Origin of the sequence: Nonomuraea sp. NPDC050680 (assembly GCF_040654555.1) — a bacterium.
Lineage (GTDB): Bacteria > Actinomycetota > Actinomycetes > Streptosporangiales > Streptosporangiaceae > Nonomuraea.
In genome coordinates, this window is sequence record NZ_JBFAIF010000004.1 from 167,525 (window position 1) to 193,823 (window position 26,299).

Genomic DNA, 26,299 nt, shown 5'->3' on the forward strand with positions numbered 1-26,299 from the left:
ACGATTTGCATGAGGATGCAGGGCGTTTCGGGCATGTGTCAACCATGAAAATGGAGGGGAGATGAGTGACTCAACGCCGGTGACGGGTGCCGCCAGCGGCTCGGCTTCCGATGAGCCGGCCAAGGTCAGCGTCCGCGAATCGGTCTTCCAGGCGCTGAAGGCCCGGCTCATGGATCACGACCTGGAGCCTGGGGCGAAGCTGTCGATCGACGGGCTGGCCCGCGAACTCGACGTGTCGCAGACGCCGGTCCGCGAGGCGCTCGCGCGCTGCGAGTCGGAGGGACTCGTCGTCCGCCGGCCGAACACGGGCTACCTGGTGGCCCCCCTGCTCGACCGCGCCGCCCTCGACGACCTGTACGACGTTCGCCTGCTGCTCGAACCGTCCGCCGCCGCGCGTGCCGCACGCCACGCCACGGCCGCCGAGGTGGCCGCCATGCGGGCGTCGCTGGAGCAGATGATGTCACCGCTGGTCGGCGACACCTACCAGGCCTATCGCGGCTTCGCGGAACTGGACGCCCTGTTCCACAACGCGATCGCCGAGGCCAGTGGCAGCCCGCTCATCGCCGACACGCTGCGCAGGTTCCGCGCCCACACCCATGGTTACCGCCTCTACTTCCGCCACGGGATCGCCACTCACGCCGCCGATGAGCACCGCGCGGTGCTCGAGGCGATCTGCCGCAATGATCCCCAGGCGGCGGCGAGCGCCATGACCGCCCACCTGCAGGCGTCGCGCTCACGCCTGACGAGCGCCTACGAAACCTGACCCCGCCAGCTCCGCCCACCCACTGTCGAGGAGCGATCGCCCAAGCTGGAGCTGATCAGAGGCGAACGCGGCCCTGAGTGCCGGCGCGAGCGCTACCTCATCGCGGCCCGGCCGCCTGCCGCAGGCTCTCCAGCGCGTCGGCCAGCAAGGGGTTGCCGTTGGCCTGCCGGTGCAGGGCGACCACGGTGCGGTGGGCGGCGGGCAGGTCCAGGCGCGTCGCCACGACGCGATCGTCGGGAACATGGCCAAGGGCGGGCACCACCGCCACACCCAGCCGGGCGGCCACCAGGTGACGGACCACGTCATAGTTGTTGCTGCGAAAGGTGACCGCGGGCACGAACCCGGCCGCCGCGCACAGCCGGGCCAGGGACAGGGCGCCGCCGGTGCCTTCGCGGCTGGTGATCCAGCGTTCCCCGGCCAGCTCCGACAGCTCGACGCCCGGGGCGTGGTCGCGGGGGCGCAGCAGGAGCAGCTCCTCGCGCAGCAGGCGGTGGACGGCCAGGCCGTCGGGCCACTGCCGCGGGGTGAGGCCGTACTCATAGACCAGCGCCAGGTCCAGGGCGCCGTCGATCACCCGCGGGATCAGCTCCTCGGGCTCACCCTCCTCCAGGAGGATCTCCGCGCGAGGGTAGCGACGGGTGAAGGCCGACAGGGTGGGCGGCACCAGCCGTACGCCGGCCGTGGGGAAGCTGCCCAGCCGCAGCCGGCCGGTGGTGCCGGCGGCCAGTTCGCGCACCTCATAACCGAAGTCCTCCAACGTGGCCAGCACCCGCTGACTCAGCTCGACCAGCCGGTGCGCCGCCGCGGTGGTGCGCACGCCGCGCGCCTCGCGCTCGAACAGCTCCAGCCCGGTGTCCTTCTCCAGCGCCGCGATCTGCTGCGAGACCGCCGAGGCCGTGTAGCCGAGCTCGCGCGCCGCCAGCGCGAACGAACCGGTCCGGCACACCTCTCGCAGGGTGACCAGATGCAAGGGTTTGATCATGCCGACTCCGCGCCGCCAGTAGAGCACCCTAAGCAATGCTTAGGCTTTGGCTGGAAATCTATCGGTCTGCTGGGGCTTGGAATCACTCGGGATCACCTCCATCGTGGACAAAGCCATCCGGACCTGGAGGAGATAACGCATGGTCATGGTCTCTCAAGGGCGGCTGCGCGCGGCGTTCGCCCGGCGCCTGTCGGAGATGTACGGGCAGGAGGTGCCCGCCTACCGGACGCTGGTGGAGGTCTGCCAGAAGGTCAACGACGGCGTGCTGCGGCGGGCGGGAGCCGGCGCCGAGCGGCTGGGCTCCATCGAGCGCGTCACCGCCGAACGACACGGCGCCATCCGCGTCGGCACCCCGGCCGAGCTGCGGCAGGTCTCGCGGATCTTCGGGGCGCTGGGGATGTACCCGGTCGGGTTCTACGACCTGCGTGAGGCCGCCGCCAGCGCCGTGCCCGTGATCTCGACCGCCTTTCGTCCCGTCGCGGCCGACGAGCTGGCCGGCGATCCCTTCCGGGTCTTCACCTCGATGCTCACCCCGGCCGATCCCCGCTTCTTCGACCCGGATCTGCGCGAGCGGCTGGCGAGGTTCCTGGCCGGGCGGCAGCTGTTCCCGCCGGAACTGCTGGAGCTGGCCGATCGGGCCGCACGCGAGCGCGAACTGCCGCAGGAGCAGGCCGCGCGCTTCACCCACCTGGCCGTCCAGGCGTTCGCGCTGGGCCGCGAGCCGATCGACCAGGCCTGGTACGAGACCCTGGAACGCATCTCGGCGGTCGCGGCCGACATCGGCGGCGTGAGCAGCACCCACATCAACCACCTGACGCCACGCGTACTGGATATCGACGACCTGTACGCGCGGATGACCGAACGCGGCATCACCATGATCGACCAGATCCAGGGACCGCCACGCTGGTCCGGCCCGGACGTGCTGCTGCGCCAGACCTCCTTTCGCGCCCTGGCCGAGCCGCGCGCGCTGCGCCGGCCTGACGGCGGCCTGACCACGGGATCGCTGCGGGTGCGCTTCGGCGAGGTGGAGGCGCGCGGAATCGCGCTCACCCGCGCCGGCCGCGAACGCTACGACGACCTACAGGCCAGAGCTGACACCTACCCTGACTCCCGCACTGACGACCGCACTGACGACCGCACTGACGACCGCACTGACGACCGCTCGGCCGACCGCTCGGCCGACGGCCGCGCCGACAACCGCGCCGACAACCGCGCCGACGGCACCGATGGCCGTGCGCGGGCCGCCCGGGCCCTGTGGGAACGGGAGTTTCCCGCGACGGAGCGGGATCTGGCGGTCGAGCGACTGGCGTTCTTCACCTATCAGCCGGTGCCGGATCGCCCGCGTGACGGGCGGCGGCCCGGCACCGGTCTCGCCGACCTGATCGACCACGGCTGGGTAGGCGCCGAGCCCATCGTCTACGAGGACTTCCTGCCCCGCTCGGCTGCCGGGATCTTCCAGTCCAACCTCACCGGGCAAGGCGTCAAGGACGACAGCCACACCGCCGCCGACTACGACAGCGACTGGCTCTCCGGCGCCATCGGGGCCGAGGTGCTGGACCCGTTCACCCTGTATGAGAGCCAGCAGCGGCGATCCCTGCAAGAGACCGCCCACGCGCTCGGCCTGCCCGAGATCACCTGAGCCCCGAGCCCGACCTCGTCTCGCGACCACCGCGACCACCGCGACGGAGAGCCCTTCATGACCACGACCACCCTGCCCGCCACCGGCGTCCTGCGGCGACGCGCCCTCGACATCCTGGCCCGCCTGGACGTCACCCCGGACGAGGGCGACGACCTGCGCGCCCGCACGCCGATCACCGGCGAGACCCTGCTCGGCCTCAGAGCCGCGACGCCCGCCGAAGCCGACGAGGCGATCGGGGCCGCGCACGAGGCGTTCCTGGCGTGGCGCACGGTGCCCGCGCCCCGCCGCGGCGAGGTGATACGCAGGCTGGCCGAGCTCCTGCGCGAGCACCGCGACGACCTGGCCGACCTCATCACCATCGAAGCGGGCAAGATCCGCTCGGAGGCGCTCGGCGAGATCCAGGAGATGATCGACATCTGCGAGTTCGCGGTCGGCCTGTCGCGCCAGCTCTACGGGCGCACCATCGCTTCCGAACGGCCAGGCCACCGGCTGTCGGAGACCTGGCACCCGCTGGGCGTCGTCGGCGTGATCTCCGCGTTCAACTTCCCGGCGGCCGTGTGGGCGTGGAACACCGCCGTGGCACTGGTCTGCGGCGACACCGTCGTCTGGAAGCCGTCGGAGCTGACGCCGCTCACCTCCCTGGCCTGCGACCGGCTGCTGGCCGCGGCGGCGGCCGAGAGCGGCCTACCCCGCGAGGTGCACCGGCTGCTGCTCGGCGAGCGCGCCATCGGGGAGCGACTGGCCGACGACCGGCGGGTGGCGCTGGTCAGCGCCACCGGCTCGGTCCGCATGGGGCGCCAGGTCGCTCCACGGGTCGCCGCCCGCTTCGGCCGGTCTCTGCTGGAGCTGGGCGGCAACAACGCCGCCGTGCTCACCCCGTCGGCCGACCTCGACCTGGCCGCCTCCGCCATCGTGTTCGCCGCGGCCGGCACCGCCGGACAGCGCTGCACCACCTTGCGCCGGCTCATCGCGCACACCGACATCGCCGAAGAGCTGATCGACCGGCTCACCACCGCCTACGGAAAGCTGCCCATCGGCGACCCGTTCGACGACACCACCCTGGTCGGGCCGCTCATCTCCGCTCAGGCGCACGAGGCGATGCGCCAGGCGCTGAGCGCCGCGCGCTCCGAGGGCAGCGAGATCCTGGCCGGCGGTGGCCGCCGGCTCGCCGCCGCCGCCCCCGCCGCCTACTACGCCGAGCCCGCCATCGTCCGCATCGGCGCACAGTCGGGCATCGTCCGGCAGGAGACCTTCGCGCCGATCCTGTACGTGCAGACCTACCAGACCCTGAACCAGGCCATCGCCCTGAACAATGACGTGCCCCAAGGATTGTCCTCCAGCATCTTCACCCGGGACCTGCGAGAGGCCGAGCGGTTCCTGGCCGCCGACGGCTCCGACTGCGGCATCGTCAACGTCAACATCGGCACTTCCGGCGCGGAGATCGGCGGGGCCTTCGGCGGCGAGAAGGAGACCGGCGGCGGGCGCGAGTCCGGCTCGGACTCCTGGCGCGCCTACATGCGGCGCGCGACCGGCACCGTCAACTACTCCGACCAGCTGACCCTCGCCCAGAACGTGAGCTTCCTCTAACGCCCGCGCCACGTCCCATGCCACGGTCCGGACCAGCGACCCGGACCAGCGGACCAGACCAGCGGTTCTGATCGCTGGACCGACTCAGGGGCTCAGCGGCTCAGACCAGCGATCCGGACCGGACCGCGGCAGCCGGTCGCGTTGATTGTTTGTACAAACGATCGATAGAATTGCGCGTATGGCAGAGCTTCCGGAAGTACCGGCTCGTCGTGTGCGTACCGTGCTCGGGGATGTCGACCCCTCGGCGCTCGGGCACACGCAGCCACACGAACACGTCCTGAGCGACATGTCGGCCATCATCCAGCCCTGGGGTCTGCGGCCGGTGGCCGACGACGGCGTCGGGACCGGCATCGGCAGGGAGTTCCCGGCGTCGGTGCGCGCCCGGATCGCCGAGCCGGTCCGGCTGGACAACTACGACTGGATCCGGCGTACGGTCCTCAACCTGGACAACCTGCGGCTGCACTCCGAGCAGGACGCCACCGAGGAGCTGATCCTCTACCGCGTGGCCGGTGGCGGCGCGGTAGTGGACTCCTCCTCGGTGGGGCTCGGCCGCGACCCGCTCGGGCTGGCCCGGGTCTCGCGTGCCAGCGGGGTGCACATCGTGATGGGCAGCGGCTACTACTGCCGCGACTACCATCCGGCGGGGCTGGCCGACGCCTCGGTGGAGGCGATCAGCGCGGAGATCGTCGCGGACGTGCGCGACGGCGCGGGCGAGACCGGGGTCCGCGCCGGGCTCATCGGCGAGATCGGCCTGAGCTGGCCGGTGCATCCCACCGAGGACAAGGTGCTGCGCGCCGCCTGCCGCGCGCAGGTGGCGACCGGGGCGCCGCTGCAGATCCATCCCGGACGCCATCCCGAGGCACCGCTGCGGGCCATGCGCGCGGTCGTGGAGGCGGGCGGCGATCCGGCCCGCGTGATCATGTCCCATCTCGACCGTACGCTGTGGCGGCCCGAGGACCTGCTGGAGCTCGCGGGCGCGGGCTGCTACCTGGAGTTCGACCTGTTCGGCCAGGAGTCCAGCTACTACGCCTTCAACCCCGACGCGCGCCGGCCCAACGACCGTACCCGGATCGAATGGCTGCGCAGGCTGATCGAGTCCGGCTACGGCGAGCGCCTGCTGATCGCGCAGGACATCTGCCAGAAGGTCTACCTGCGCCGCTACGGCGGCCCCGGCTACACCCACATCCTCGACAGCGCCATCCCGCTGATGCGCCGCATGGGAATGAGCGAGAGCGAGATCATCATGGTGACCGTCACCAACCCCGCGACCGTCCTGGCTATGGGATAGTCGGCGCCATGGCCACCACCAACCAGACGGGCAACCAGACGGGCGGCAGCCGGCACACGAAGGGCGGCCGGATGAAGGCGACCTCCGCGCGGCGGGCGCAGTCGGCCCGTACGGAGCTACGGCTGCTGCGCACCGCCTGCTGGCTGTTCTCCGAGCGAGGCTTCCACGGCACGGGCATCCGCGACATCTCCGTGGCCGCGGAGGTCGCCGTCTCGGCGATGTACTACTACGCCTCCTCCAAGGATGAGTTGCTGGAGGCGGTCACGCGCCGGGTCATGGAGGTGCTGGCGGCCGGCAGTGAGGAGACGGTCCGCGACATCGACGACCCCGCCGAACGGCTGGTCGCGCTCATCGCCGTGCACGTCGCCTTCCACGCGCGCAACCCTCGCGCCGCCAAGGTGGCCGACCACGAGTTCCAGGCGCTGACCGGGCAGGCCCGGCGCGACATCCTGCGACTGCGTGACGCCTACGAGAAGGTGTGGGCCGACACTCTGGAGGCCGGCGTCCGTGACGGCGTCTTCAAGGACCGCGGCAACGTCGCGCGGCTGGCGCTGCTGCAGATGGCGACCGGGATCGCGCACTGGTACCGCCCGGGCGGGGAACTGGACATCGCGCAGCTGTGCGAGCGGTTCGCCGACATGGGGCTCGCGCTGATGGGCGCCGGCCGCGACGGGCGGCCACTGGAGGCGCGCGACCTGAGCATCCCCGACTCCGATGTGCTGCTGGAGCGGGTCGAGCTGGCGATAGAGCCGCGCCGCAAGCCGAGCGGAGTGTGACCTGCGGCCCGCGAGCACGCGGGCCCGTCAGTGTCTTGACATCGCCGCTAATTTGAGCGATCGTTCGACAACATATCGGCCTCGACGAGGAGAGCGACGTGACGCCTACAGACCATGAGGACGGGCGGCGGGCCGCGTCGTCCCCGAGCTCGACCGGCGCGCTGGACCCGAGCACCGCCGAGGAACTGGACCCGAGTCCGGGCGGCGAGCTGGAGCAGGCCGCCGCGCTCGTCCGCGACCTCTACGGCCTGGAGGGCCGGCTGACGCCGCTGCCGGGGGAAAAGGACCGCAACTTCCGGTTGAGCACCGCCGGCGGCCAACGCTACGTCCTGAAGCTGCACGCGCCGGACACCGACCCCGCCGAGCTCGACCTGCAGGACGCGGTGCTGCGGCACCTGGCCGGGCAGGCCGGCGCGCCACCGGCCCCGCGCGTGGTGGCGAGCCTGGCCGGACGCCGATCGGCCGCCGCCCTGTGGGCCGACGGCCCGCGTACGGCCAGGGTGCTCACCTGGCTGGAGGGCCGTCCCTGGGCGCAGGTCGAGCCGACGGCGCGGCGTCTGCGCGACCTGGGCCGTCACGTGGCCGCCGTCGACCAGGCGCTGGCCGGCTTCACCCACCCCGGAATGCGGCGCGAGCTGGTGTGGAACCTGACCGGCGCCCCCGCGGTCGCCGCTCTCGCGCCGCTGCTGGAGGGCGAGCTGCGGCCGCTGGTGAGCGAGGTGTTCGACCGCTACCGCGCGCATGTCGCGCCGCGCGTCGCGGCGCTGCCCCACCAGGTGATCCACAACGACGCCAACGAGCTCAACATCCTGGTGGACGACGCCGGCGCGGTGGCCGCTCTGATCGACTTCGGTGACGTGGCGTGGAACCCGCGGGTCTGCGGGCTGGCGGTGGCCGGGGCGTACGCGATGCAGGGGCACGCTGATCCGCTGCGGGCGGTGCTGCCCCTGGTGAGCGGGTACGACGAGGTGTCGCCGCTGCGGCCGGCCGAGCTGGAGGTGCTCTTCGACCTGATGCGCACCCGGCTGGCGATGAGCGTGTGCCTGTCGGCCCATCAGCACGCCAACAACCCCGCCAACGACTACCTGCTGGTCAGCCGGCGCGGTGTGACGCAGGTGCTGCGGCGGCTGGCCGGGACCAGCCCGGATCTGGCCCACTTCCGGCTGCGCGAGGCGGTCGGCTTCGCGCCCAATCCGCTGGCCCGCGCCGTACGCCAGCACTTCGAGTCCGGCGCCGCCCGGCCGCTGCCCCTGCTGGACGAACACGCCGCGCCCGCAGAAGACGCCGCCACATCGGCCCGCTACGGCGAGGCGTCCACGCCGTCACCCGGAACGCGGCCGCAGATCAACCTGGCCTGCGACCTGCCGGCCGGCGCGGGCGTCACGGTGCGCTGTCCCCTCCCCTCGCTGGTGCACAGCGTGAACGCCGGCCGCGGGGTCGTCGTGCTCGAACACCGCACCGGCGACGGCGTGCCGTTCTGGACCCTCTACCGGCACCTGGACCCGGGCTCGATCACGCACCTGGCTCCCGGCGACGAACCGGCTCCGGGCTCGCGCCTGGGGAGCGCCGGCGGGACGGCGCCGCCGCGCGTGCAGGTGCTGACCCACCTGCTCGGCATGGGAGCCGGCATCCCGGACACCGCGCCCGCCGACGAGGCCGACCTGTGGACCGCCGTCAGCGTCGACCCCGGCCTGCTGCTCGGCCGGGCGGGCGGCGCGGCGCGGCCACGGCGCAAGACGGCCGGCATCGCCGCGCGCCGGCGGACGAACCTCAGCCGGGCGATGAGCCTGTCCTACCGTGAGCCGCTGCACATCGTCCGGGGGGAGGGCGCCTATCTCTTCGACGCCTCCGGCCGGCCGTGGCTGGACCTGGTCAACAACGTCTGCCATGTGGGGCACTGCCATCCTCGGGTGGTGGCCGCGGGCCATCGGCAGGCGGCCCGGCTCAACACCAACACCCGGTATCTGCACGAGTCCGTCGTGGAGTACGCCCGCCGCCTGGTGGAGCTGCTGTCCGACCCGTTGCGGGTCTGCTTCTTCGTCAACTCCGGCTCCGAGGCCAACGACCTGGCGCTGCGGCTGGCGACGGCGCATACGGGCGCCGAGGACGTCCTGGTCCTCGACCACGCCTACCACGGCCATCTCAGCTCGCAGATCGCCCTGAGCCCGTACAAGTTCGACCGGCGTGGCGGGCGCGGCCGGCCGGGCACCACCCATGTCTGCGAACTGCCCGATCCCTACCGGGGCCGGCTGCGCGCGGGACGCGACGACGATCTCGGCCGGCGCTACGCCGGTTCGGTCGCCGACCGGCTCGCCGAGCTGGCGTCGGCCGGGCGCCGCCCCGCCGCGTTCTTCGCCGAGTCGCTGCAGAGTTGCGGCGGTCAGATCGTCTACCCCGACGGCTACCTGCGCGGCGCGTTCGAGCATGTGCGGCGGGCCGGCGGGGTGTGCGTGGCCGACGAGGTGCAGGTGGGGCTGGGACGGGTGGGCCGGACCTTCTGGGGGTTCGAGTTACAGGGCGTCGTGCCCGACATCGTCACGCTGGGCAAACCCCTGGGCAACGGTCATCCGCTCGCCGCCGTGGTGACGACGCCGGAGATCGCGCGCTCGTTCGAGACGGGGATGGAGTACTTCAACACCTTCGGCGGCAACCCGGTCTCGGCCGAGATCGGGCTGGCCGTGCTCGACGTCGTACGCGAGGAGGGTCTGCAGGCCCACGCGCGCCGGCGCGGCGAGCAGCTCCTGCGCGGGTTGCGCCGGCTCCAGGAGCGGCATCGGCTGATCGGGGACGTCCGCGGCGAGGGGCTGTTCCTCGGCGTGGAGCTGAGCCTCGATGACCGGCGGCCGGCCGGCGCGCGGGCGAGCGCGGTCAAGGAGGCGGTGAAGGCGCGCGGGGTGCTGGTGTCGACGGACGGGCCGGACGACAACGTGCTCAAGATCAAGCCGCCCCTGGTGCTGAGCGGGGCGGACTGCGAGATGTTCCTCGATGTCCTCGGCGAGGCGCTGGGCGAGGTCGAAGCATCCCTTTGAGGCGTCATGCCTTGACGTAGCCATTTATTTGAGCGATCGTTCGACTACTTAGCTTGACGATGGGTGGTTCAGATGCAACGCGTGCGGACAAAGACCGTCGCGGCCACTGCGGTGGCGCTGGCGATGCTGGCGGCCGGCTGCTACCGCGACAACGGCGCCGCCTCGACGCCGGCCCCGGGCAAAACACCGCGAAAGGACCTCGTCACGATCACCCCGCCCGGGACCGGGCAGGTCGACAGCGTCACCTGGGCGCTGTACCGCGGCACGACCTCGATCGACCCGATCACCGCGGGCGACTATCCCGAGATCACCGTGACGAGCCTCATGTGCGAGTCACTGTTCCGCCAGACCCCGGACGGCTCGGTCGAGCCCGGCCTGGCCACACGGCTGGACTTCCCCGACCCGAAGACCGCCGTCCTGACGCTGCGTGCGGGCGTGCGGTTCTGGGACGGCTCCCCCATGACCGCCGAGGACGTCGCCTTCAGCATCGAACGCAACCGCGACCCCAAGGGCGGCGGCTACTGGGTGCCCGTCCTGGACCGGGTGACCTCGGTCCAGGCCAGCGGCCCGCTGGAGGTCACCCTGAAGCTGAAGCAGCCGGACTACTGGCTGCGCGACGTCCTTTCGTACATGCCGGGCATGGTGGTCTCCAAACGCTACGTCCAGGCCAAGGGCAAGGACTACGGCACGGTGAAGGGCGGCGCCATGTGCACCGGCTCCTTCAAGCTCGGCCAGTGGCGCACCGGCGACGTCCTGTCCGTGGTGCGCAACGACGGCTACTGGAACCGCGCCGAGTCGCCGCTGGTGCGGCGGATCGACTTCAAGGGCATCCCCGACGAGGCCACGCTGACGGCGGCGCTGCTCACCGGAGAAGTGGACGGCGCCTACCTCGAACTGCCGCTGTCGACGATGGAGCAGGTCCGCGCCAGCGGCACCGTCAAGGTCTACCACGGCCCGTCCTACCTCATCGACGCGCTCATCGTCGCCGACATGGGCCGGGGCCCGCTCGCCGACCCGCGCGTGCGCCGCGCCCTGTCGCTGGCCATCGACCGCGAGTCCTACATCCGCACCCTGTACAAGGGCGGCGCCCAGCCGGCTCGCGCCCTCGGCACCCCGGGCACCTGGGGAGCCGAGCGCGAGGTCTTCCAGGCCGCCTGGGACGCGCTGCCCGCTCCCGGCGTGGACCTTGACGGCGCTCGCAAGCTCATCCAGGAGGCCGGCGCGAGCGGTAAGACCGTGAGGTTCGGCATGAGCAACGAGCTCAACAAGCTGGCCACCGAGGCCAACCTGGTCAAGTCGGCGGCCGAGAAGATCGGCCTCAAGGCCGAGTTGAAGGCGGTGTCCACCGACGCCTACAGCGGGTTCTTCCTCGATCCGAAGGCCCGCGCCGACGTCGACGGCTTCTTCACCACCAACTATCCCAACTGGGCCGATCCTGGAGCCCTCTACGCGGCACTGTCCGTGCCGGGCGGCCCGCAGGACTACGGCCGCTACCGCAACCCCGAGGCGGCGAGCCTGCTGCAACGGGCCCGTGGCAGCGCCGACGCGCGGCAGCGGGCCGAGGCCACCGTAGGGGCGCAGGCGATCGTGACCAAGGACCTGCCCTGGATCCCGATCGCCGCCCCGGACACGGTCCTGGTCCTGAACGCCAAGCTCACCGGCGCCACGGTCTCCTCCCAGCACCTGTTCGCCCCATGGGCGAGCAAGCTCGGGGCGGTGGGCTAGGCACATGGCCGCCTACCTCATGCGACGGGCGCTCATGCTGGCCGCGACCCTGCTCGTGTCGAGCTTCGTGGTCTTCGCCGGGCTGTCGCTGGCACCGGGCAACCCGCTGGCCACGCTCTCGGGCGGCCGGTCGCTGCCGCCGGAGAGCGTGGCCGTCCTCGTGCAGCGCTACCACCTGAACGAGCCGTTCCTCGTGCAGTACGTCACCTGGCTGGGCAACGCCGTGCGCGGCGACCTCGGCATGTCGATCATCCTGCGCCAGGACGTGTCGGACCTCATCTCCTCCCGCAGCGGAACGACCATCGCCCTGATCCTTTACGCGGCCCTGATCGTGCTGGTGGGCGGGGTGGCGCTCGGGCTGCTGGCGGCCCTGCGGCCGGGGATCGTGGACGCGATCGTGGTGATGTCGACCGCGCTGGTGGTGGCCGTCCCGCCCTTCGTGGCGGCGATCGTCCTCATCGGCGTCTTCGCGGTGCGGCTGCGGTGGCTGCCGGCCCTCGGCAACGGCGCGGGGCTGTGGGAGGGGATCCGGCATCTCACCCTTCCGGCCCTCGCCCTGGCGGCTGCCGCCACCGCGGCCGTGGCCCGGGTCACCCGCACCACCGTGCGCCAGGAGATGGGCCGCGAACACGTCCAGACGGCGATCAGCCGGGGGCTGCCCTACGCGGCGCTCGTGCGCCGCCACGCCCTGCGCAACGCCGCCGTCCCGATCAGCACGCTGGCCGGCATGACGGTCGCCTCGATGATCGCGCTGGCGGCCGTGGTGGAACGCGCCTTCAGCCTCAACGGGCTGGGCGCCTACCTCGTCAGCGCCGCCCTGTCCAAGGACTTCGCCGTCGTACAGGGCATATCGCTCGTTCTGGTCACCGCCTTCGTCCTGGTCAACACCCTGGTCGACGTCGGGGCAGCGCTGCTGGACCCCCGGATCAAGCTGGGCGGGCGAGCATGACGGCGCTCGCGCTGCGGGGAAGAGGCCGCCGCGGCGCCCTGGGGGTGCTCGGCACGACGGCCGCGATCGTGATCATCGCGGCGGTCGTCCTGTCGGTGCTCGGACCGGCGCTGTCGCCGGTCGACCCGGACGCCAGCGACTTCGCCAACGCCTACGCCCCACCCGGACCCGGGCACCTGCTCGGCTTCGACGGCCAGGGCCGCGATCTGCTGGCGCGCCTGCTGACCGGCGCGCGGACCTCGCTGCTGGGCCCCTTGTGGGTCGTCGCGCTGAGCATGACGGCGGGCACCGTCATCGCCATCGCGGCCGCCTGGCGCGGCGGCTGGCTGGACTCCGTCGTGTCGGCGGCCCTGGACGTGATCTTCGCCTTCCCGGGGGTCCTGCTCGCGATGCTCGTCGCGGCCGTCTTCGGTCCCGGCTTGAGCGCGGCGGTGCTCGCCCTTTCGGTGGCCTACGTCCCCTACATCGCCCGGCTGCTGCGCAGCGCGGCCCTGGCCGAGCGCCGCAAACCCTACGTCCAGGCGCTGGAGGTGCAGGGAGCCGGGTCGGTGGCGATCTGCCTGCGCCACCTCGTGCCCAACCTCATGCCGCTCCTCGCCGCCCAGGCCACGCTCTTCTTCGGGTACGCCATGGTCGATCTGGCCATCGTGTCCTACTTCGGCCTCGGAGTGCGGCCGCCCGCCGCGGACTGGGGCGTCATGGTCGCCGGCGGGCAGTCGGGCGTCCTTCAGGGCTATCTCGCCGAGTCGTTGCTGGCGGGCGGCTGCATCGTCGTCCTGGTCGTGGCGTTCAACGTGCTCGGCGAACGGCTGTCCGACGACTCCGGGCAGGGCGGGACATTCGGCCCGTCGCGCTGGTGGCGTCCCGGGCGAGGAGGCACCGCATGAGCGACCCGCTCGACAGCCGCATGAGCGACCTGCTCGACATCAGCGGCCTGACGGTGACGCTGCCGCTGGGCGGCCGGCAAAGGACGGTCCTCAGCGAGGTGTCGCTGAGCGTCGGCCCGGGCGAAGCGGTCGGCCTGGTCGGCGAATCGGGCTCGGGCAAGTCCATGACGGCCCGCTCGATCGTGCGACTGCTACCCGCGGGCGCGCACACCGAGGGCAGCATCCGCGTCGGCGGGGCCGACGTCGCGGCACTGCGCGGGCCCGCGCTGCGCGAGCTGCGACGCCGCGTGCCCATGGTCTTCCAGGATCCGCGCGCGCACATCAACCCGGTGCGCACGGTCGGTGACTTCCTCACCGAGGCCCTGCGCGTCCACGGGCGCACTCCCCGGCGGACGGCCGAGGAGCGCGCCGTGCGCACGCTGGAGGAGGTGGGCGTGGCCGGCGGCCGGCGACGGTTGCGGCAGTACCCGCACGAACTGTCGGGCGGACTGCTGCAACGCGTCATGATCGCGGCGGCGCTGCTCGCCGAGCCGCGGCTGCTGCTGGCCGACGAGCCCACCACCGCGCTCGATGTCACCACGCAGGCCGAGGTGATGGCCATCCTCGACGAGCTGCGCCGCGAGCGCGCTCTGGCCATGCTGTTCATCACCCACGACCTCGAACTCGCCGCGGCCGTCTGCGACCGGACCGCGGTGATGTACGCCGGCCGCGTCATGGAGGTGCGCGCGTCGGCGCTGCTGCACCGGCACCCGTTACATCCCTACACCGCGGCGCTGACCGCCGCCCGGCCGTCCCTGGATCGGCGGGCCGAGCGGCTGGTGACCACCCCGGGCCGGCCGCTGTCGGCCTTCGAGGCGCCGGACGGCTGCCCGTTCGCCACCCGGTGCGCGCACGTGCGGCAGCCCTGCCACGACACCCGGCCGGGCCTGCGGCCCCTGGCGGGCGGGCAGGTGGCCTGCGTCCGGGCCGAGGAGCTGCACCAGGAGCGGGCGGTGCCGCATGAGTGAGGCGATCCTGCGGGTCGAAGGACTGCGCAAGGTGTTCGGGCAGGCCGTCGCCGTAGAGGAGGTGAGCTTCTCGCTGCCGCCCGCCGGCGCGCTGGCCGTCGTCGGCGAGTCGGGATCGGGCAAGACCACCGTGGCCCGCATGATCGTGGGCCTGGAACGGCCGACGGCCGGGCGCGTCACCGCCTGCGGCCGCGACCGCTCCCAGCCGGCCCGCTCGGCGCGCGAACGCCGCCGACGCGGCGGCGAGGTCCAGATCGTCTTCCAGGACCCCTACGCCAGCCTCGACCCGCGCCAGAGTCCCGCCGCCGCGCTGGAGGAGGTCCTGCGGCTGCACACCCGGCTGGATCGCGGGCGGCGGCGCGCCAGGGTGGCGGAGCTGGCCGACCTCGTCGGGCTCGACGAACGCCAGATGGCCGCGCGGCCGGCCGGGCTGTCGGGCGGCCAGCGCCAGCGGGTGGCCATCGCCAGGGCGCTGGCGGCCCAGCCGCGGGTCCTCATCCTCGACGAGTCCGTCGCCGCGCTGGATGTGTCCATCCAGGCGCAGGTCCTCAACGTGCTGTCGCAGGTACGCGAACGCACCGGCGTGGCCTACCTGTTCATCAGCCACGACCTCGCCGTGGTGCGCCAGGTCAGCGACGAGGTCATCGTCATGCGGCACGGCTCGATCGTCGAACGCGGACCCACCGGCCAGGTGCTCGACGCGCCCGAGCATCCGTACACGCGTCTGCTGCGCGCGAGCGTTCCCGGCCCCGGCTGGCGCCCCACCCGCCGCATCACTCAGCAAGCTCAGGAAGCTCAGGAAGCGAAGGAGACACGATGACCGAAAGCACCCCAGCGACCGAAACCACCCCAGCGCTTGGGGAACCGGTCGGCACCGGGCCCGACGGGTGGCCGAGCGCCACCGAACTGGCCGAAGGCGTCGCGGCCGGTGAGATCGGCGCGCGCGAGGTGCTGGAGGGCTACCTGGCGCGCATCGACGCGCTCGATCCCGCGCTGAACGCCTTCTGCCACCTCGACCACGAGCGGGCTCGCCAGGCCGCCGACGCAGCCGACGCGCGGGTTGCGGCCGGCGGGCCGCTGCCGCCGTTCCTGGGCGTCCCCATCGCGATCAAGGACCTGCATCCGGTCCGCGGCTGGCCGCTGTGCAGCGCCTCCAACGCCGTCGAGCACCGCGTGATGGCCGCCGACGCGCCGGCCGTCAGGGCGTTGCGGGAGGCGGGATTCGTGTTCGTCGGCGCGACCACCTCGCCCGAATTCGGCACCGTGTCCGTCACCGAGTCGGCGCGTCACGGCGTCACCCGCAGCCCCTGGGATCTGACGCGCAGCCCGGGCGGTTCCAGCGGCGGCGCGGCCGCGGCCGTGGCGGCCGGCCTGCTGCCCGTGGCACACGGGTCCGACGGCGCGGGCTCCATCCGCGAGCCGGCCAGCTTCTGCGGGCTCGTCGGGCTCAAGCCGAGCCGCGGCCGCGTCCCCTCCGACGCCCACTACATGGAGGGCTTCGCGACCGAAGGGGTACTCACCCGCACCGTGCTGGACACCGCGGCGATCCTGGACGTCTTCGCGGCGGCCCCCCAGTCCACCTGGTACAGCGCTCCCCCGGCTGAGGCACCCTACCGGCGCCAGGCCGGGCGTGACCCGCGGCGGCTGCGCGTCGGGCTCAACCTGCAGCCCGCCTTCCCCGCCGAGGTGCACCCCGCGGCCCTCGCCCTGGCCCGCCGGGCCGCCGACCTGCTGGCCGACCTCGGTCACGAGGTGGTCGAGCAGACCATTCCCGGACTCGACCCCGACTGGTTCCAGCCCCGCTTCGAGATCCTCTACGCCACGGGGTCGGCCGACTGCGCGGTCGTGGACGAGTCCGCCGTCGAGCCGCTCAACCGCACCCTTCGCCGGGCCGCCCGCGAGACCGACTCGCTGACGTACGTGACGACCATGCTCGAACTGCAGCTGCGCTCGGCCGAGATGTACCAGGCGTGGCAGGCCGTCGACGTCGTCCTGACCCCGACCAACCCCGTCCTGGCGCCGAGCGAGGGCGCCCTGTGGCAGGGGCAGGACGCCGACCCGTGGCTGCCGCTGCGGCGCGCGGAGGAGACCGCCTCGCTCACGGCCCTGTCGAACATGCTGGGCCTGCCCGCGATCTCCATCCCGCTGGTGGAGCAGCCCGGCGGCCTGCCGCTCGGCGTCCAGCTCATCGGCGGCCGATGGCGCGACGGCACCGTCCTGGCCCTGGCCGGCCAGCTCGAACGCGCCCACCCATGGCGACACCGCAGGCCCGCAGGCCTGCCCCGGTGAACGACACCCCTCACATCCCTCAGGAGGAACACCTCATGGATCTGACCGGCCCGCCGACTTCGACGATCATCGACTTCCGCGTACGGGTGCCCAGCGCCGCCCGCCCCCCGTTGTCGGCCGGCGGCGACGTCTACACCCAGTACGAGGCGGTCCTCGACATCGGCGACGGCTGGCACAAGGGCATGGACGATCTGCTGGCCGAGCTGGAGGAGGCCGGGGTCGGGCACGCCGTGCTGCACGCGGAGTACGAGCACGGCGACTACGCCGACGCGCTGAATGAGGAGGTGGCCGAGCAGGTGCGGCTGCGGCCCGACCGCTTCTCCGGCTTCGGGACGGTGACGCTGGAGCCGCTGTCGGTCATGCGCGCCGTACGCCAGGTCGACCGGGTGGCCGCGCTGGGACTGTCCGGGATCAACGTGCAGCCGTCGTTCTTCGGCCACGCGATCGACGACCGGCAGCTGTACCCGGTCTACGCCAAGGCCACCGAGCTGGGGCTGGCGATCGCCATCCACACCGGCGTCAACTACTCGCGCCGCCACCCCATCGAGGCCGAACGCCCCATCCGCCTGGACCAGGTCGCCTGCGACTTCCCCGAGGCCACGCTCATCGCCTGCCACGGGGCGTGGCCGTGGGTGCCGGAGATCGTGGCCGTGGCCCGGCGTCACCCCAACGTGCTCGTCGACTTCGGCGGCCTGGCCCCCAAGTATCTCGGCGTGCCGGGCTCGGGCTGGGAGACGATGCTGCGCTTCATGGACCGGGTCCTGCGCGAGCAGGTGCTCTTCGCCACGGACTGGCCGGTGTTCCCGCACCTGCGGGCGCTGCGCGAATGGCATGGCCTCGGCTTGCGGGCCCAGACGCTGGACGCGCTGCTGCACGACAACGCCAGGCGGCTGCTGTCGCCCGCCCATGAGACGGTGCCGGTATGAGCCTTCCGCGGCTGGCGCGCATCACCGACTACGTCACCCATTGGGCCACCCACCGTCCGGCCCGGGAGGCGCTCGTCGGCCCCAGCGGCCGCTGGACCTACCAGCGGCTGCGTGAGGACGTCGACCGCTGCGCGGCCGCGCTGCTGGCCGCCGGCGTGCGCCGCGGCGACCGGGTGGCGCTGCTCGGCCACCCGCAGCCGGAATGCTTCGTGCTCTTCCTGGCCACGGCGAGCATCGGCGGCATCTGGGTGGGGCTGAACCCCAAGTACACGATCGCCGAGCTGTCCCACGTGGTCGCCGACAGCGAGCCGGCGCTGCTGTTCGGCATGCTCGACGACGCCACGCAGCCCGCGACACTGCACGCGCTGCGCTCCCTCGCACCGATGCGCGTGGTGACCAGCGGACGCGCGGTGGAGGGGCTGTCGCTGTCCTACGAGGAGTTCCTCGACGCCGCAGAGCCGGCAGAGCGCCTGGCCGGCGCCCGCGAGCAGGTCCAGCCGCTGGACCCGGCGGCGATGATCTACACCTCCGGCAGCACCGGCAGGCCCAAGGGCGCGCTCGTCCCGCACCGGGGGCTGGCCCACTGCGGCGTGGTGCAGGCTGGACGGTGGTACGGCCAGGCGCCCCGCAAGCTGTGCGACCTGCCGCTCAACCACATCGGCGGGCTCGGCGACATCAGCACCTCGATCCTCACGGCCGGCGGCACGGTCGTGTACATGCCGCGCTTCGATCCGGCCGGCGCCCTGCGCCTGGTGGAGCGCGAGCGCCTGACGCACCTGTACTGCATTCCGACGCAGCTGCTGGCGATGGTGGGGACGCCGCAGTGGTCGCAGTGCGACCTCGGCTCGCTGGAGTACATCCTGTGGGGCGGCGCCCCCGCGCCCCACAGCCTGCTGCGGAGGCTGGCGAAGACGGGCGCGCGGCTGGCCACCAGCTACAGCCTCACCGAGTCGACCGGTTCGGTGACCTACACCGATCCGGGCGACCCGCTGGAGGTGCTGGCCTGGAGCGTGGGCCGGGTGGATCCGCACTACGAGGTCACGCTGCGCCCTCCCGACGGCGACGGCGGCGGCGCGGCGGGCGCCGCCGGCGAGTTGCTCATCCGGGGCGACTTCATCACCCGCGGCTACTGGCGCGCCCCGGATGCCACCCGGGCGGCGATCGACGGCGAGGGCTGGCTGCACACCGGCGACCTGGCCGTACAAGAACCTGACGGCCACATCCGCCTGGTCGGACGGCTCAAGGAGATGTTCAAGTCGGGCGGCTACAACGTCTACCCCCGCGAGATCGAAGCCGCGATCGAGGAACATCCGGCCGTCGCGCTCGCCGCCGTGGTCGGCGTGCCCGATGAGCGCTGGGGAGAGGTCGGGCACGCGTTCGTCGTGGCGGCCGGGCCGGTGACAGTGGGTGAGCTGCGCGACTACGCCCGGGCGCGGCTGGCCAACTACAAGGTGCCCAAGGTGTTCCGGCTGGAGGCCGAGCTGCCGAAGCTGCCCATCGGCAAGATCGACAAAGTGGAGCTGCGCCGGCGCGCCGGCTCCCTCTGACCTTTTGGAGAGCTTTATGACTGTGCTGCGGAACTTCATCGACGGCGAGTTCACCGATCCGCTCGCCTCCGAAACGATGCCCGTGCTCGATCCGGCGACGGGCGAGACGATCGCGCAGGCCCCCCGATCCGGCCCCGAGGACGTCGATCGGGCGGTGGCGGCGGCCAAGGCGGCCTTTCCCGGCTGGTCCGAGACCACCCCGGGACAACGCGCGCTCGCGCTGCTCAAGCTGGCGGACGCGATCGAGGAGCACGGGGCGGAACTGGCCGGGCTGGAGTCCGCGAACGCCGGCAAACCCCTGCACGTGGTCATCAGCGATGAGATCGGCGCCATGGCCGACAACCTGCGCTTCTTCGCCGGCGCCGCCCGCTGCCTGGAGGGCAAGGCGGCCGGCGAGTACGTGGCCGGCTACACCTCGATGATCCGCCGCGAGCCCGTGGGCGTGGTCGGCCAGATCACGCCGTGGAACTACCCGATGATGATGGCCGTGTGGAAGATCGGCCCCGCCCTGGCCGCGGGCTGCACCAGCGTGCTCAAGCCCGCGCCCACGACCCCGCTGACCACCCTCAGGCTCGCCGAACTGGCCGCCGCCATCTTCCCGCCCGGCGTGCTCAACGTCGTCGTCGGCGGCGACGAGCCGGGCGCCGCGCTGGTCGAACATCCCGATGTCGAGCTCGTCTGCCTCACCGGGTCGGTCGAGACCGGCAGATGGGTGGCCGAACACGCGGCCCGCACCCTCAAGCGCACCCATCTCGAACTCGGCGGCAAGGCACCGGTCGTGGTGTTCGACGACGCCGACCTGGAGGCGGCACTGGAGATCATCTCCGGCGCCGGCTTCTACAACGCGGGCCAGGACTGCACGGCGGCCACCCGGGTGCTGGCCGGCCCCCGCCTGTACGACGACCTCGTCGCCGGCCTGGCCGAGAAGGCCAAGGAACGGGTGATGGGCGACATGAGCGCGCCGCAGACGACCCTCGGCCCGCTCAACAGCCTGCGCCAGCGCGAGCGGGTGGCCGGCTTCCTGGAGCGGCGGCCCGGCCACGCGGAGGTCGTCACCGGGGGCCGGGCGGCCGAGCGGCCCGGCTTCTTCTTCGAGCCGACGGTCGTGGCCGGGCTGCGGCAGGACGACGAGCTGGTCCAGCGGGAGATCTTCGGCCCGGTCATCACCGTCCAGCGCTTCGGCGCGGAGGATGAGGCGATCAGGCTGGCCAACGGCACACCGTACGGTCTGGCCGCCTCGGTCTGGACGCGCGACATCGGGCGGGCCCTGCGCATGTCGAAGGCGCTGCGCTTCGGCTGCGTCTGGATCAACGACCACGTCCCGCTCGCCTCGGAGATGCCGCACGGCGGCTTCAAGCAGTCAGGTCACGGCAAGGACCTGTCGGCGTACGCGCTTGAGGACTACACCCTCGTCAAGCACGTGATGGCCAGCCTGCGCTGAACACCGGCCGCCCGTGCCTTTCTCACTCAGGAGCGCCGAACCACCCCCACGTAATCTATCGATCGTTCGAAATGGTGATTGCCCATGATGCCAAGGAAAGCAGTGGGATGCCTCCTGCTGGTGATGGCCCTGCTGGCCGCGGGCTGCGGCAGCGAACCGGCCGGGAACGGCGCCTCCCGCGAGGCCGGGACGCCCCGACGCGGCGGGAGCCTCACGATCCTGCGCGCCGCCGACATCGACGGCTGGGATCCCGACAAGGCCATCCAGCTGGCCACCTTCCAGACCCTGCCGCAGGTGATGGAGGGCCTGGTCCGCTACGCGCCCGACGGCACGTCGATCCAGCCCGGCCTGGCCGAAAGCTGGAAGCTCGACACCAAGGCCAAGACCATCACCTTCACGCTGCGCCCCGGCCTGACCTTCAGCGACGGGCGGCCGCTGACCTCGCAGGACGCCGCGTTCTCCGTCGAGCTGTGGCGCAAGGGACTGTCCCTCGGCACCCTGTACGCGGCCATCACCGGCACCGCCACCCCCGACCCGCGCACCCTGGTCATCAAGATGAGCAAGGCCAGCACGTTCACCCTCACCTGGCTCAGCAACGGCTCCTCGGTCATCGTGCCGAAGGACTTCGGCGGCATGGACCGCAAGGACTTCTTCGCCAAGCCGATCGGCGCCGGCCCCTTCGTCGTGACCTCCTACCGGCCGGGCCAGCAGCTCATCCTCCAACGCAACCCGCGCTACCACGACCCCGCCCGCCCCTACCTCGACCGCCTCACCTACGACGTCGTCGCCGACCCCAACCAGCAGATGCTGCGTTACCAGAGCCGCCAGGCCGACGCCATCGAGGCGGTGCCGCTCGACCTGGCCACGCAGATCCCGCGCGAGGAGCAGGTCGTCGTCCACCCCTCGGCGACCATCCACGGCATCTTCGTCAACGCCGCCCGCCGACCGGGCAACGACCTGCACTTCCGGCGCGCGGTCAGCCTGGCCATCGACCGCGCCCGCTACATCCAGGCGGTCTTCGGCGGCCTGGCCACACCGGCCACCGGCGCTCTGCCGCCGCGCGTTCAGGGCTCGGTCGGCTGCGGCTGCACCTACGAGACCGGCCTGGACAAGGCCAAGCGGGAGCTGGCCCAATCCTCCTACCGGCCCGGGACCAAGGTGGAGCTGGTCGTCGACGCCACGACGCCCTTCTCCACCCGCGCCGGCGAGACCGCCGCGGCGCTGCTGCGCGCCGCCGGCATCGAGGTCGAGCTGCAGAAGCTCGAGGTGCAGGTGCTCGTCGACCGGCAGGCCAAGGGCGCCTACGACCTGTCACTGGGCGAGGTCGGCAGCGTCTCACCGACCGTCGGCGACATCTTCGGCCTCATCGTGGCGACGGGCGGGCTGTACTCCGGCCTGCCGATGAAGACCATCTCCGACGCCTTCACCCGCCTGGAGGTCGCGCGGACCGACCAGGAGCGGGCCGCGGCGGTGCGCGTGGCCGAGACCTGGATCCATGACAACCTGCCCTACATCCCGACCGCCTTCCCCGATCGCCTCTTCGCCGTCTCCCCCAAGGTGAAGGGCCTCAAGCTCACCCCTTTCCTGTCCTATCCGGCCGACCTGCTCTGGGCGGCGTGAGCATGCCGGCCGGACGGTTGCGCTTCGTGGCCGGCAGGCTGACGCAGGTCGTGCCGGTGCTGGTCGCGCTGCTGCTCATCGTCGTCCTGCTCCAGCAACTGATGCCCGGCGATCCCGCGCGCGTCATCGCCGGACCCCGGGCCGGCGCGGAACAGGTGGCGCGGGTACGCCACGACCTCGGACTCGACCAGTCGATATGGGGCCAGTTCTGGACCTACCTGGCGCACCTGACGGACGGGGACCTGGGCCGCTCCAACCGCACCGGGATCCCCATCTCCACCATCGTGGGCGAGCGGGCCGCCGTGACGGTATGGCTGCTGGCCGGCGGCCTCGTCGTGAGCACGCTCCTGGCCGTGCCCGCCGCGCTGGTGATGGCGCTGCGCCCGCGCTCGGCGGCGGCACGGCTGTGCGCGCGCTCGCTCACGATCATCCTCAACTGCCCGCCCTTCTGGGTCGGGCTCATGCTCGCCTCGGTGCTGGCCCTGCGGACCGGCTGGCTACCGGTCGGCGGCTTCGGCGAGAATACCGGCGACCGGCTCCGTTCGATGGTCCTGCCCTCACTGACGATCGGCCTGGCGGCGATGCCGCTGCTGGCCCGCAGCGGCGCCGCGAGCCTGCGCCAGGTGCTGGCCGCCGACCACATCACCACCGCCCGGTCGCTGGGCCTGTCCGGATGGCCACTGGTACGGCGCCACCTGCTGCGCAACGCCCTGCCACCGGCCGTCACCCTGCTGGCCGTCCAGGCCGCCGCGCTGCTGTTCGGCGCGGTCATCGTCGAGCAGACCTTCGGCCTGCCGGGGCTGGGGGCCGAGATGGTCAACGCGGCCAGCCAGCGCGACTTCCCGGTCGTCCAGGCCCTCACGCTGATCTTCGGCACCGCCATCATCGGGATCAACCTACTCGCCGACCTGGCGGTCGCCCTGCTCGATCCGAGGACGACATGGCGATGACCACTCCGCCGCCGCTCCTGGACAACGCCGTACCCGTGGCATCACGGTCGGCCCGCGCTTTCGGCTGGACCCGGTCGGCGGCCGTCGCGCTGCCCGCCCTCGCGGTCCTGGCCGCCCTCCTGGCACCAGTGCTGGCTCCTGCCGACCCGGCCCAGCTGACACTCGACCAGCTCCGGCCGCCGAGCGCCGCCCATCTGCTCGGCACGGACGCGCTCGGCCGGGACGTGCTGTCGCGCCTGCTGTTCGCGCTGCGTACCGACCTGCTGCTGATGGTGTTCGCCGCGGGCCTGCCGATGCTCCTCGGCACGCTGATCGGCGCGGTGGCCGGCTACCGCGGCGGCGTCCTGGACGCCGCGCTGCGCTGGGCGGCCGACATCTTCCAGGCGCTGCCGGTGTACGTGCTGCTCATCGCCTTCGTGTTCGTGCTGGGGCCGGGCACCTCCTCGCTGCTGGTGGCCTTCAGCGTGCTGGGCTGGGTCGTGTACGCGCGGCTCATCCGCACCGAGGTCCGCCGCGTACGCGAACGCGACTACGTCTCGGCCGGCTACCTGCTCGGCCTCTCGCACACCGCGGTGCTGCTGCGGCACGTGCTGCCGAACGCGCTGCGCCAGTCGCTGGTCTACCTCGCCACCGACATGGGGATGGCGCTGCAGGGCATCGCGGTCCTGTCGTTCTTCGGGCTCGGCGTCAAAGCGGGCACGCCCGAGCTCGGCGCCATGGTGGCGGAGGCTCAGGTGTTCCTGCGCAGCCACTGGTGGCTGGCGGCGTTCCCGGGCCTGACGATCGTGATCATCGGATCGAGCATCGCGGCCCTCGGCGACCGGCTGGGCGATCGAGGAGGGGCCGGATGACGTCGTACCCACTGCTCGAAGTCGAGGGGCTGCGTGTCGCCCTCCAAGGGGGTGGCACCCTGCTCGACGGCCTCTCCTTCGCGGTCGCGGCCGGGCAGTGCCTCGGCATCGTCGGCGAGTCGGGGTGCGGCAAGTCGCTCACCCTGCGCGCCACGATGGGACTGCTGCCCGCGGGCGTCGAACGCACCGGGGGCGAGATCCGCCTGAGCCACCAGGCCGATGCCGCACCCACCGCCGTTCCCGCCGGCCAGGCGGCCGGACGCGGATTGGCGATGGTCTTCCAGGACTCCCACGCCTCGCTCGATCCCACCACCCGCGTCGGAGCCTTCGTCGCCGACATCGTCCGCCGCCGCACCGGCGCCTCGCGCGCCACCGCCAGGAGACGGGCCGTGGAGCTGCTGGCCGCGGTCGGCGTACCCGACCCCGGCCTGCGCTTCCACGCCTACCCGCACGAGCTCAGCGGCGGCATGCGCCAGCGCGTCGCGATCGCGCTGGCCCTCGCCACCGACCCACGGGTACTGCTGTGCGACGAACCGACCACGGCACTGGACGTCACGCTGCAAGCCGAGATCCTGCGACTGCTGGACGCGGCACGAACCGAACGGGGGCTCGGCATGGTCTTCGTCAGCCATGACATCGCGGTGATCCGGCAGATCGCGGACGTGGTCGCGGTCATGTACGCCGGGCAGATCATCGAGGCCGGACCCGTGGCCGACGTACTCGACCGATCCCGCCACCCCTACACCCGAGCCCTGATCGACGCCGTCCCCACGCTTGAGGGGCCCATCGGCCGCTTCCGCCCGATCGCGGGCGCGCCGCCCGCCCCGGCCGACTACACCCCGTCCTGCCGCTTCCGGGCGCGCTGCGCCCACCAGGTCGCGGCCTGCTCGGGCGTCGTCCCCGGCATCGACGCGCTCACCATCGAGCACCGATCGTCCTGCATCCACTCGCCCTGCAACCACTCCTCCTGCAACCACTCCTCCTGCAACCACTCGCCCTGCGTCCACGAGCCGGAGGCCACATGAGCGCGCTGATCCAGGTCCGCAGCCTGGTCGTGGACCACCCGGTGCGCGCCGGATTCCTGCGGCGGCGCCGCCTGCGCGCCGTCGACGGGGTGGACCTGGAGCTGGGGCGGGGCGAGATCCTGGGGCTGGTGGGCGAGAGCGGATGCGGCAAGTCCACCCTCGCCCGCGCGATCGTCGGACTGACCCCGCCGACGGCCGGAGGCGTGCTGCTGGACGGCGTGCCCGTACCCGGGCGACGCCCACCGGGCATGCGCCGCCGGATACAGATGATCTACCAGGATCCGGGCTCCTCGCTCGACCCGCGCCGCACGGTCGCGCAGACCCTCGCCGAACCGCTGCGCCGCACCCTGCCCGCCGAGAAGCTCGCGCACCGGACACGAGAGCTGCTGGAGATGGTCGGACTAGGTGAGCGGCAGGCACACGCGCTCCCGCGCGAGCTGTCCGGCGGTCAGCGCCAGCGCGTCGCGATCGCGCGTGCCCTGGCCGTCGAGCCGGAGGTGCTGGTCGCCGACGAGGCCGTGGCCGCGCTCGACGCCTCGGTGGCCGGCGCCGTGCTCAACCTGCTGAGCGACCTGCGCGAGCGGCTCAGCCTGTCCGTGCTGTTCATCTCGCACGATCTGGCGACCGTACGGGGGCTGTGCGATCGCGTCGCCGTCATGTATCTGGGATCCATCGTGGAAGAGGGGCCCGTCGTGCGGGTCTTCGCCCGGCCGGGGCATCCGTACACCCGCGTGCTGCTCGACGCGGTGCCCTCCCGCGACCGGCGGCGCTCCGGCGGCGCGGCTCCGGAGCTCAGCGGACTCGGTGAGCTCGGTGAGCTCGGTGAGCTCGGGAGGCTCGGAGGCGAGCCGCCGAGCCCGCTGCACATCCCGCCCGGCTGCCGGTTCCACCCGCGTTGCCCGCAGGCGGCGGCGGTGTGCGGCACGTCGGAGCCGTCCGAGGAGCGGCGGGACGGGCAGCGGGTGTGGTGCCACTTCGCCTGGCGCCAGGCGCGCTGAGCGGCTCACCGGCCCTAGGA

Annotated in this window: 21 protein-coding genes; 20 read left to right on the forward strand and 1 reads right to left on the reverse strand. The window is 72.5% G+C overall.

Translation table 11 applies throughout. The annotated features are described in order from the left end of the window. The first annotated feature begins 61 nt into the window (after window positions 1-61). Window positions 62-763 carry a GntR family transcriptional regulator gene (locus AB0H88_RS16500; protein WP_357645114.1) on the forward strand — a complete coding sequence of 234 codons (702 nt, stop codon included), beginning with the start codon at window positions 62-64 and terminating at the stop codon, window positions 761-763. 97 nt (window positions 764-860) lie between these two features. Here AB0H88_RS16500 and AB0H88_RS16505 read toward each other — a convergent pair whose 3' ends face one another. After that, window positions 861-1,745, reverse strand: coding sequence for a LysR substrate-binding domain-containing protein (locus AB0H88_RS16505; protein WP_357645116.1), 885 nt, complete (start codon window positions 1,743-1,745; stop codon window positions 861-863). 139 nt (window positions 1,746-1,884) lie between these two features. Here AB0H88_RS16505 and AB0H88_RS16510 point away from each other — a divergent pair, with 139 nt between their 5' ends. The 19 genes from AB0H88_RS16510 to AB0H88_RS16600 all read left to right on the forward strand — a co-directional run bounded on the left by AB0H88_RS16510 (window position 1,885) and on the right by AB0H88_RS16600 (window position 26,279). Then, window positions 1,885-3,384, forward strand: a complete 1,500-nt coding sequence (locus AB0H88_RS16510; protein ID WP_357645118.1) for a VOC family protein — start codon at window positions 1,885-1,887, stop codon at window positions 3,382-3,384. A 57-nt stretch (window positions 3,385-3,441) separates the two neighbouring features. Further along, the gene (locus tag AB0H88_RS16515) at window positions 3,442-4,971 is read left to right on the forward strand and encodes an aldehyde dehydrogenase family protein (protein ID WP_357645120.1); all 1,530 of its coding nucleotides are present in this window, start codon (window positions 3,442-3,444) and stop codon (window positions 4,969-4,971) included. A 178-nt stretch (window positions 4,972-5,149) separates the two neighbouring features. Next, window positions 5,150-6,259: a hypothetical protein gene (locus AB0H88_RS16520; RefSeq protein ID WP_357645122.1), complete on the forward strand. Its 1,110-nt coding sequence runs from the start codon at window positions 5,150-5,152 to the stop codon at window positions 6,257-6,259. 8 nt (window positions 6,260-6,267) lie between these two features. Beyond that, the gene (locus tag AB0H88_RS16525; protein WP_357645124.1) at window positions 6,268-7,035 is read left to right on the forward strand and encodes a TetR/AcrR family transcriptional regulator; all 768 of its coding nucleotides are present in this window, start codon (window positions 6,268-6,270) and stop codon (window positions 7,033-7,035) included. Between the two features lie 98 nt (window positions 7,036-7,133). Continuing rightward, entirely contained in the window at window positions 7,134-10,064 is a 2,931-nt protein-coding gene (locus AB0H88_RS16530) for an aminotransferase class III-fold pyridoxal phosphate-dependent enzyme (protein ID WP_357645126.1), read from the forward strand. Between the two features lie 81 nt (window positions 10,065-10,145). After that, window positions 10,146-11,789 (forward strand): ABC transporter substrate-binding protein, encoded by a 1,644-nt coding sequence (locus AB0H88_RS16535; RefSeq protein ID WP_357645128.1) that lies wholly within the window; start codon window positions 10,146-10,148, stop codon window positions 11,787-11,789. Window positions 11,790-11,793: 4 nt separating this feature from the next. Next, window positions 11,794-12,738 carry an ABC transporter permease gene (locus AB0H88_RS16540; protein ID WP_357645129.1) on the forward strand — a complete coding sequence of 315 codons (945 nt, stop codon included), beginning with the start codon at window positions 11,794-11,796 and terminating at the stop codon, window positions 12,736-12,738. Then, the gene (locus AB0H88_RS16545) at window positions 12,735-13,625 is read left to right on the forward strand and encodes an ABC transporter permease (RefSeq protein WP_357645131.1); all 891 of its coding nucleotides are present in this window, start codon (window positions 12,735-12,737) and stop codon (window positions 13,623-13,625) included. The genes AB0H88_RS16540 and AB0H88_RS16545 overlap by 4 nt, the downstream gene beginning before the upstream one ends. Next, on the forward strand, window positions 13,622-14,632 hold the full coding sequence (locus AB0H88_RS16550) for an ABC transporter ATP-binding protein (RefSeq protein ID WP_357645133.1): 1,011 nt from the start codon (window positions 13,622-13,624) through the stop codon (window positions 14,630-14,632). The genes AB0H88_RS16545 and AB0H88_RS16550 overlap by 4 nt, the downstream gene beginning before the upstream one ends. Continuing rightward, window positions 14,625-15,452 (forward strand): ATP-binding cassette domain-containing protein, encoded by an 828-nt coding sequence (locus AB0H88_RS16555; RefSeq protein WP_357645135.1) that lies wholly within the window; start codon window positions 14,625-14,627, stop codon window positions 15,450-15,452. Before AB0H88_RS16550 ends, AB0H88_RS16555 begins: the two co-directional genes overlap by 8 nt. Further along, the gene (locus AB0H88_RS16560) at window positions 15,449-16,921 is read left to right on the forward strand and encodes an amidase (RefSeq protein ID WP_357645137.1); all 1,473 of its coding nucleotides are present in this window, start codon (window positions 15,449-15,451) and stop codon (window positions 16,919-16,921) included. Before AB0H88_RS16555 ends, AB0H88_RS16560 begins: the two co-directional genes overlap by 4 nt. A gap of 35 nt (window positions 16,922-16,956) precedes the next feature. Continuing rightward, entirely contained in the window at window positions 16,957-17,847 is an 891-nt protein-coding gene (locus AB0H88_RS16565) for an amidohydrolase family protein (protein ID WP_357645139.1), read from the forward strand. After that, a complete protein-coding gene (locus tag AB0H88_RS16570) occupies window positions 17,844-19,394 on the forward strand; it encodes a class I adenylate-forming enzyme family protein (protein ID WP_357645141.1) in 1,551 nt (516 codons plus the stop codon). The genes AB0H88_RS16565 and AB0H88_RS16570 overlap by 4 nt, the downstream gene beginning before the upstream one ends. Window positions 19,395-19,410: 16 nt before the next feature. After that, window positions 19,411-20,835: a gamma-aminobutyraldehyde dehydrogenase gene (locus tag AB0H88_RS16575; RefSeq protein ID WP_357645143.1), complete on the forward strand. Its 1,425-nt coding sequence runs from the start codon at window positions 19,411-19,413 to the stop codon at window positions 20,833-20,835. 102 nt (window positions 20,836-20,937) lie between these two features. Next, the gene (locus tag AB0H88_RS16580; protein WP_357645145.1) at window positions 20,938-22,455 is read left to right on the forward strand and encodes an ABC transporter substrate-binding protein; all 1,518 of its coding nucleotides are present in this window, start codon (window positions 20,938-20,940) and stop codon (window positions 22,453-22,455) included. A 2-nt stretch (window positions 22,456-22,457) separates the two neighbouring features. Then, window positions 22,458-23,405: an ABC transporter permease gene (locus tag AB0H88_RS16585; RefSeq protein WP_357646388.1), complete on the forward strand. Its 948-nt coding sequence runs from the start codon at window positions 22,458-22,460 to the stop codon at window positions 23,403-23,405. Continuing rightward, window positions 23,402-24,256, forward strand: a complete 855-nt coding sequence (locus tag AB0H88_RS16590) for an ABC transporter permease (protein WP_357645147.1) — start codon at window positions 23,402-23,404, stop codon at window positions 24,254-24,256. Before AB0H88_RS16585 ends, AB0H88_RS16590 begins: the two co-directional genes overlap by 4 nt. Then, entirely contained in the window at window positions 24,253-25,281 is a 1,029-nt protein-coding gene (locus AB0H88_RS16595) for an ABC transporter ATP-binding protein (RefSeq protein WP_357645149.1), read from the forward strand. The genes AB0H88_RS16590 and AB0H88_RS16595 overlap by 4 nt, the downstream gene beginning before the upstream one ends. After that, window positions 25,278-26,279, forward strand: a complete 1,002-nt coding sequence (locus AB0H88_RS16600; RefSeq protein ID WP_357645151.1) for an ABC transporter ATP-binding protein — start codon at window positions 25,278-25,280, stop codon at window positions 26,277-26,279. The genes AB0H88_RS16595 and AB0H88_RS16600 overlap by 4 nt, the downstream gene beginning before the upstream one ends. Window positions 26,280-26,299 lie beyond the last annotated feature (20 nt).

What these genes read in the sequence shown, in the direction of transcription:
- AB0H88_RS16500 (WP_357645114.1), top strand. Translation starts at nt 62, where the DNA reads ATGAGTGACTCAACGCCGGTGACGGGTGCCGCCAGCGGCTCGGCTTCC.
- AB0H88_RS16545 (WP_357645131.1), top strand. Translation starts at nt 12,735, where the DNA reads ATGACGGCGCTCGCGCTGCGGGGAAGAGGCCGCCGCGGCGCCCTGGGG.
- AB0H88_RS16505 (WP_357645116.1), bottom strand. Translation starts at nt 1,745, where the DNA reads ATGATCAAACCCTTGCATCTGGTCACCCTGCGAGAGGTGTGCCGGACC.
- AB0H88_RS16565 (WP_357645139.1), top strand. Translation starts at nt 16,957, where the DNA reads ATGGATCTGACCGGCCCGCCGACTTCGACGATCATCGACTTCCGCGTA.
- AB0H88_RS16600 (WP_357645151.1), top strand. Translation starts at nt 25,278, where the DNA reads ATGAGCGCGCTGATCCAGGTCCGCAGCCTGGTCGTGGACCACCCGGTG.
- AB0H88_RS16575 (WP_357645143.1), top strand. Translation starts at nt 19,411, where the DNA reads ATGACTGTGCTGCGGAACTTCATCGACGGCGAGTTCACCGATCCGCTC.
- AB0H88_RS16520 (WP_357645122.1), top strand. Translation starts at nt 5,150, where the DNA reads ATGGCAGAGCTTCCGGAAGTACCGGCTCGTCGTGTGCGTACCGTGCTC.
- AB0H88_RS16510 (WP_357645118.1), top strand. Translation starts at nt 1,885, where the DNA reads ATGGTCATGGTCTCTCAAGGGCGGCTGCGCGCGGCGTTCGCCCGGCGC.
- AB0H88_RS16555 (WP_357645135.1), top strand. Translation starts at nt 14,625, where the DNA reads ATGAGTGAGGCGATCCTGCGGGTCGAAGGACTGCGCAAGGTGTTCGGG.
- AB0H88_RS16540 (WP_357645129.1), top strand. Translation starts at nt 11,794, where the DNA reads ATGGCCGCCTACCTCATGCGACGGGCGCTCATGCTGGCCGCGACCCTG.
- AB0H88_RS16585 (WP_357646388.1), top strand. Translation starts at nt 22,458, where the DNA reads ATGCCGGCCGGACGGTTGCGCTTCGTGGCCGGCAGGCTGACGCAGGTC.
- AB0H88_RS16560 (WP_357645137.1), top strand. Translation starts at nt 15,449, where the DNA reads ATGACCGAAAGCACCCCAGCGACCGAAACCACCCCAGCGCTTGGGGAA.
- AB0H88_RS16590 (WP_357645147.1), top strand. Translation starts at nt 23,402, where the DNA reads ATGACCACTCCGCCGCCGCTCCTGGACAACGCCGTACCCGTGGCATCA.
- AB0H88_RS16570 (WP_357645141.1), top strand. Translation starts at nt 17,844, where the DNA reads ATGAGCCTTCCGCGGCTGGCGCGCATCACCGACTACGTCACCCATTGG.
- AB0H88_RS16550 (WP_357645133.1), top strand. Translation starts at nt 13,622, where the DNA reads ATGAGCGACCCGCTCGACAGCCGCATGAGCGACCTGCTCGACATCAGC.
- AB0H88_RS16525 (WP_357645124.1), top strand. Translation starts at nt 6,268, where the DNA reads ATGGCCACCACCAACCAGACGGGCAACCAGACGGGCGGCAGCCGGCAC.
- AB0H88_RS16595 (WP_357645149.1), top strand. Translation starts at nt 24,253, where the DNA reads ATGACGTCGTACCCACTGCTCGAAGTCGAGGGGCTGCGTGTCGCCCTC.
- AB0H88_RS16515 (WP_357645120.1), top strand. Translation starts at nt 3,442, where the DNA reads ATGACCACGACCACCCTGCCCGCCACCGGCGTCCTGCGGCGACGCGCC.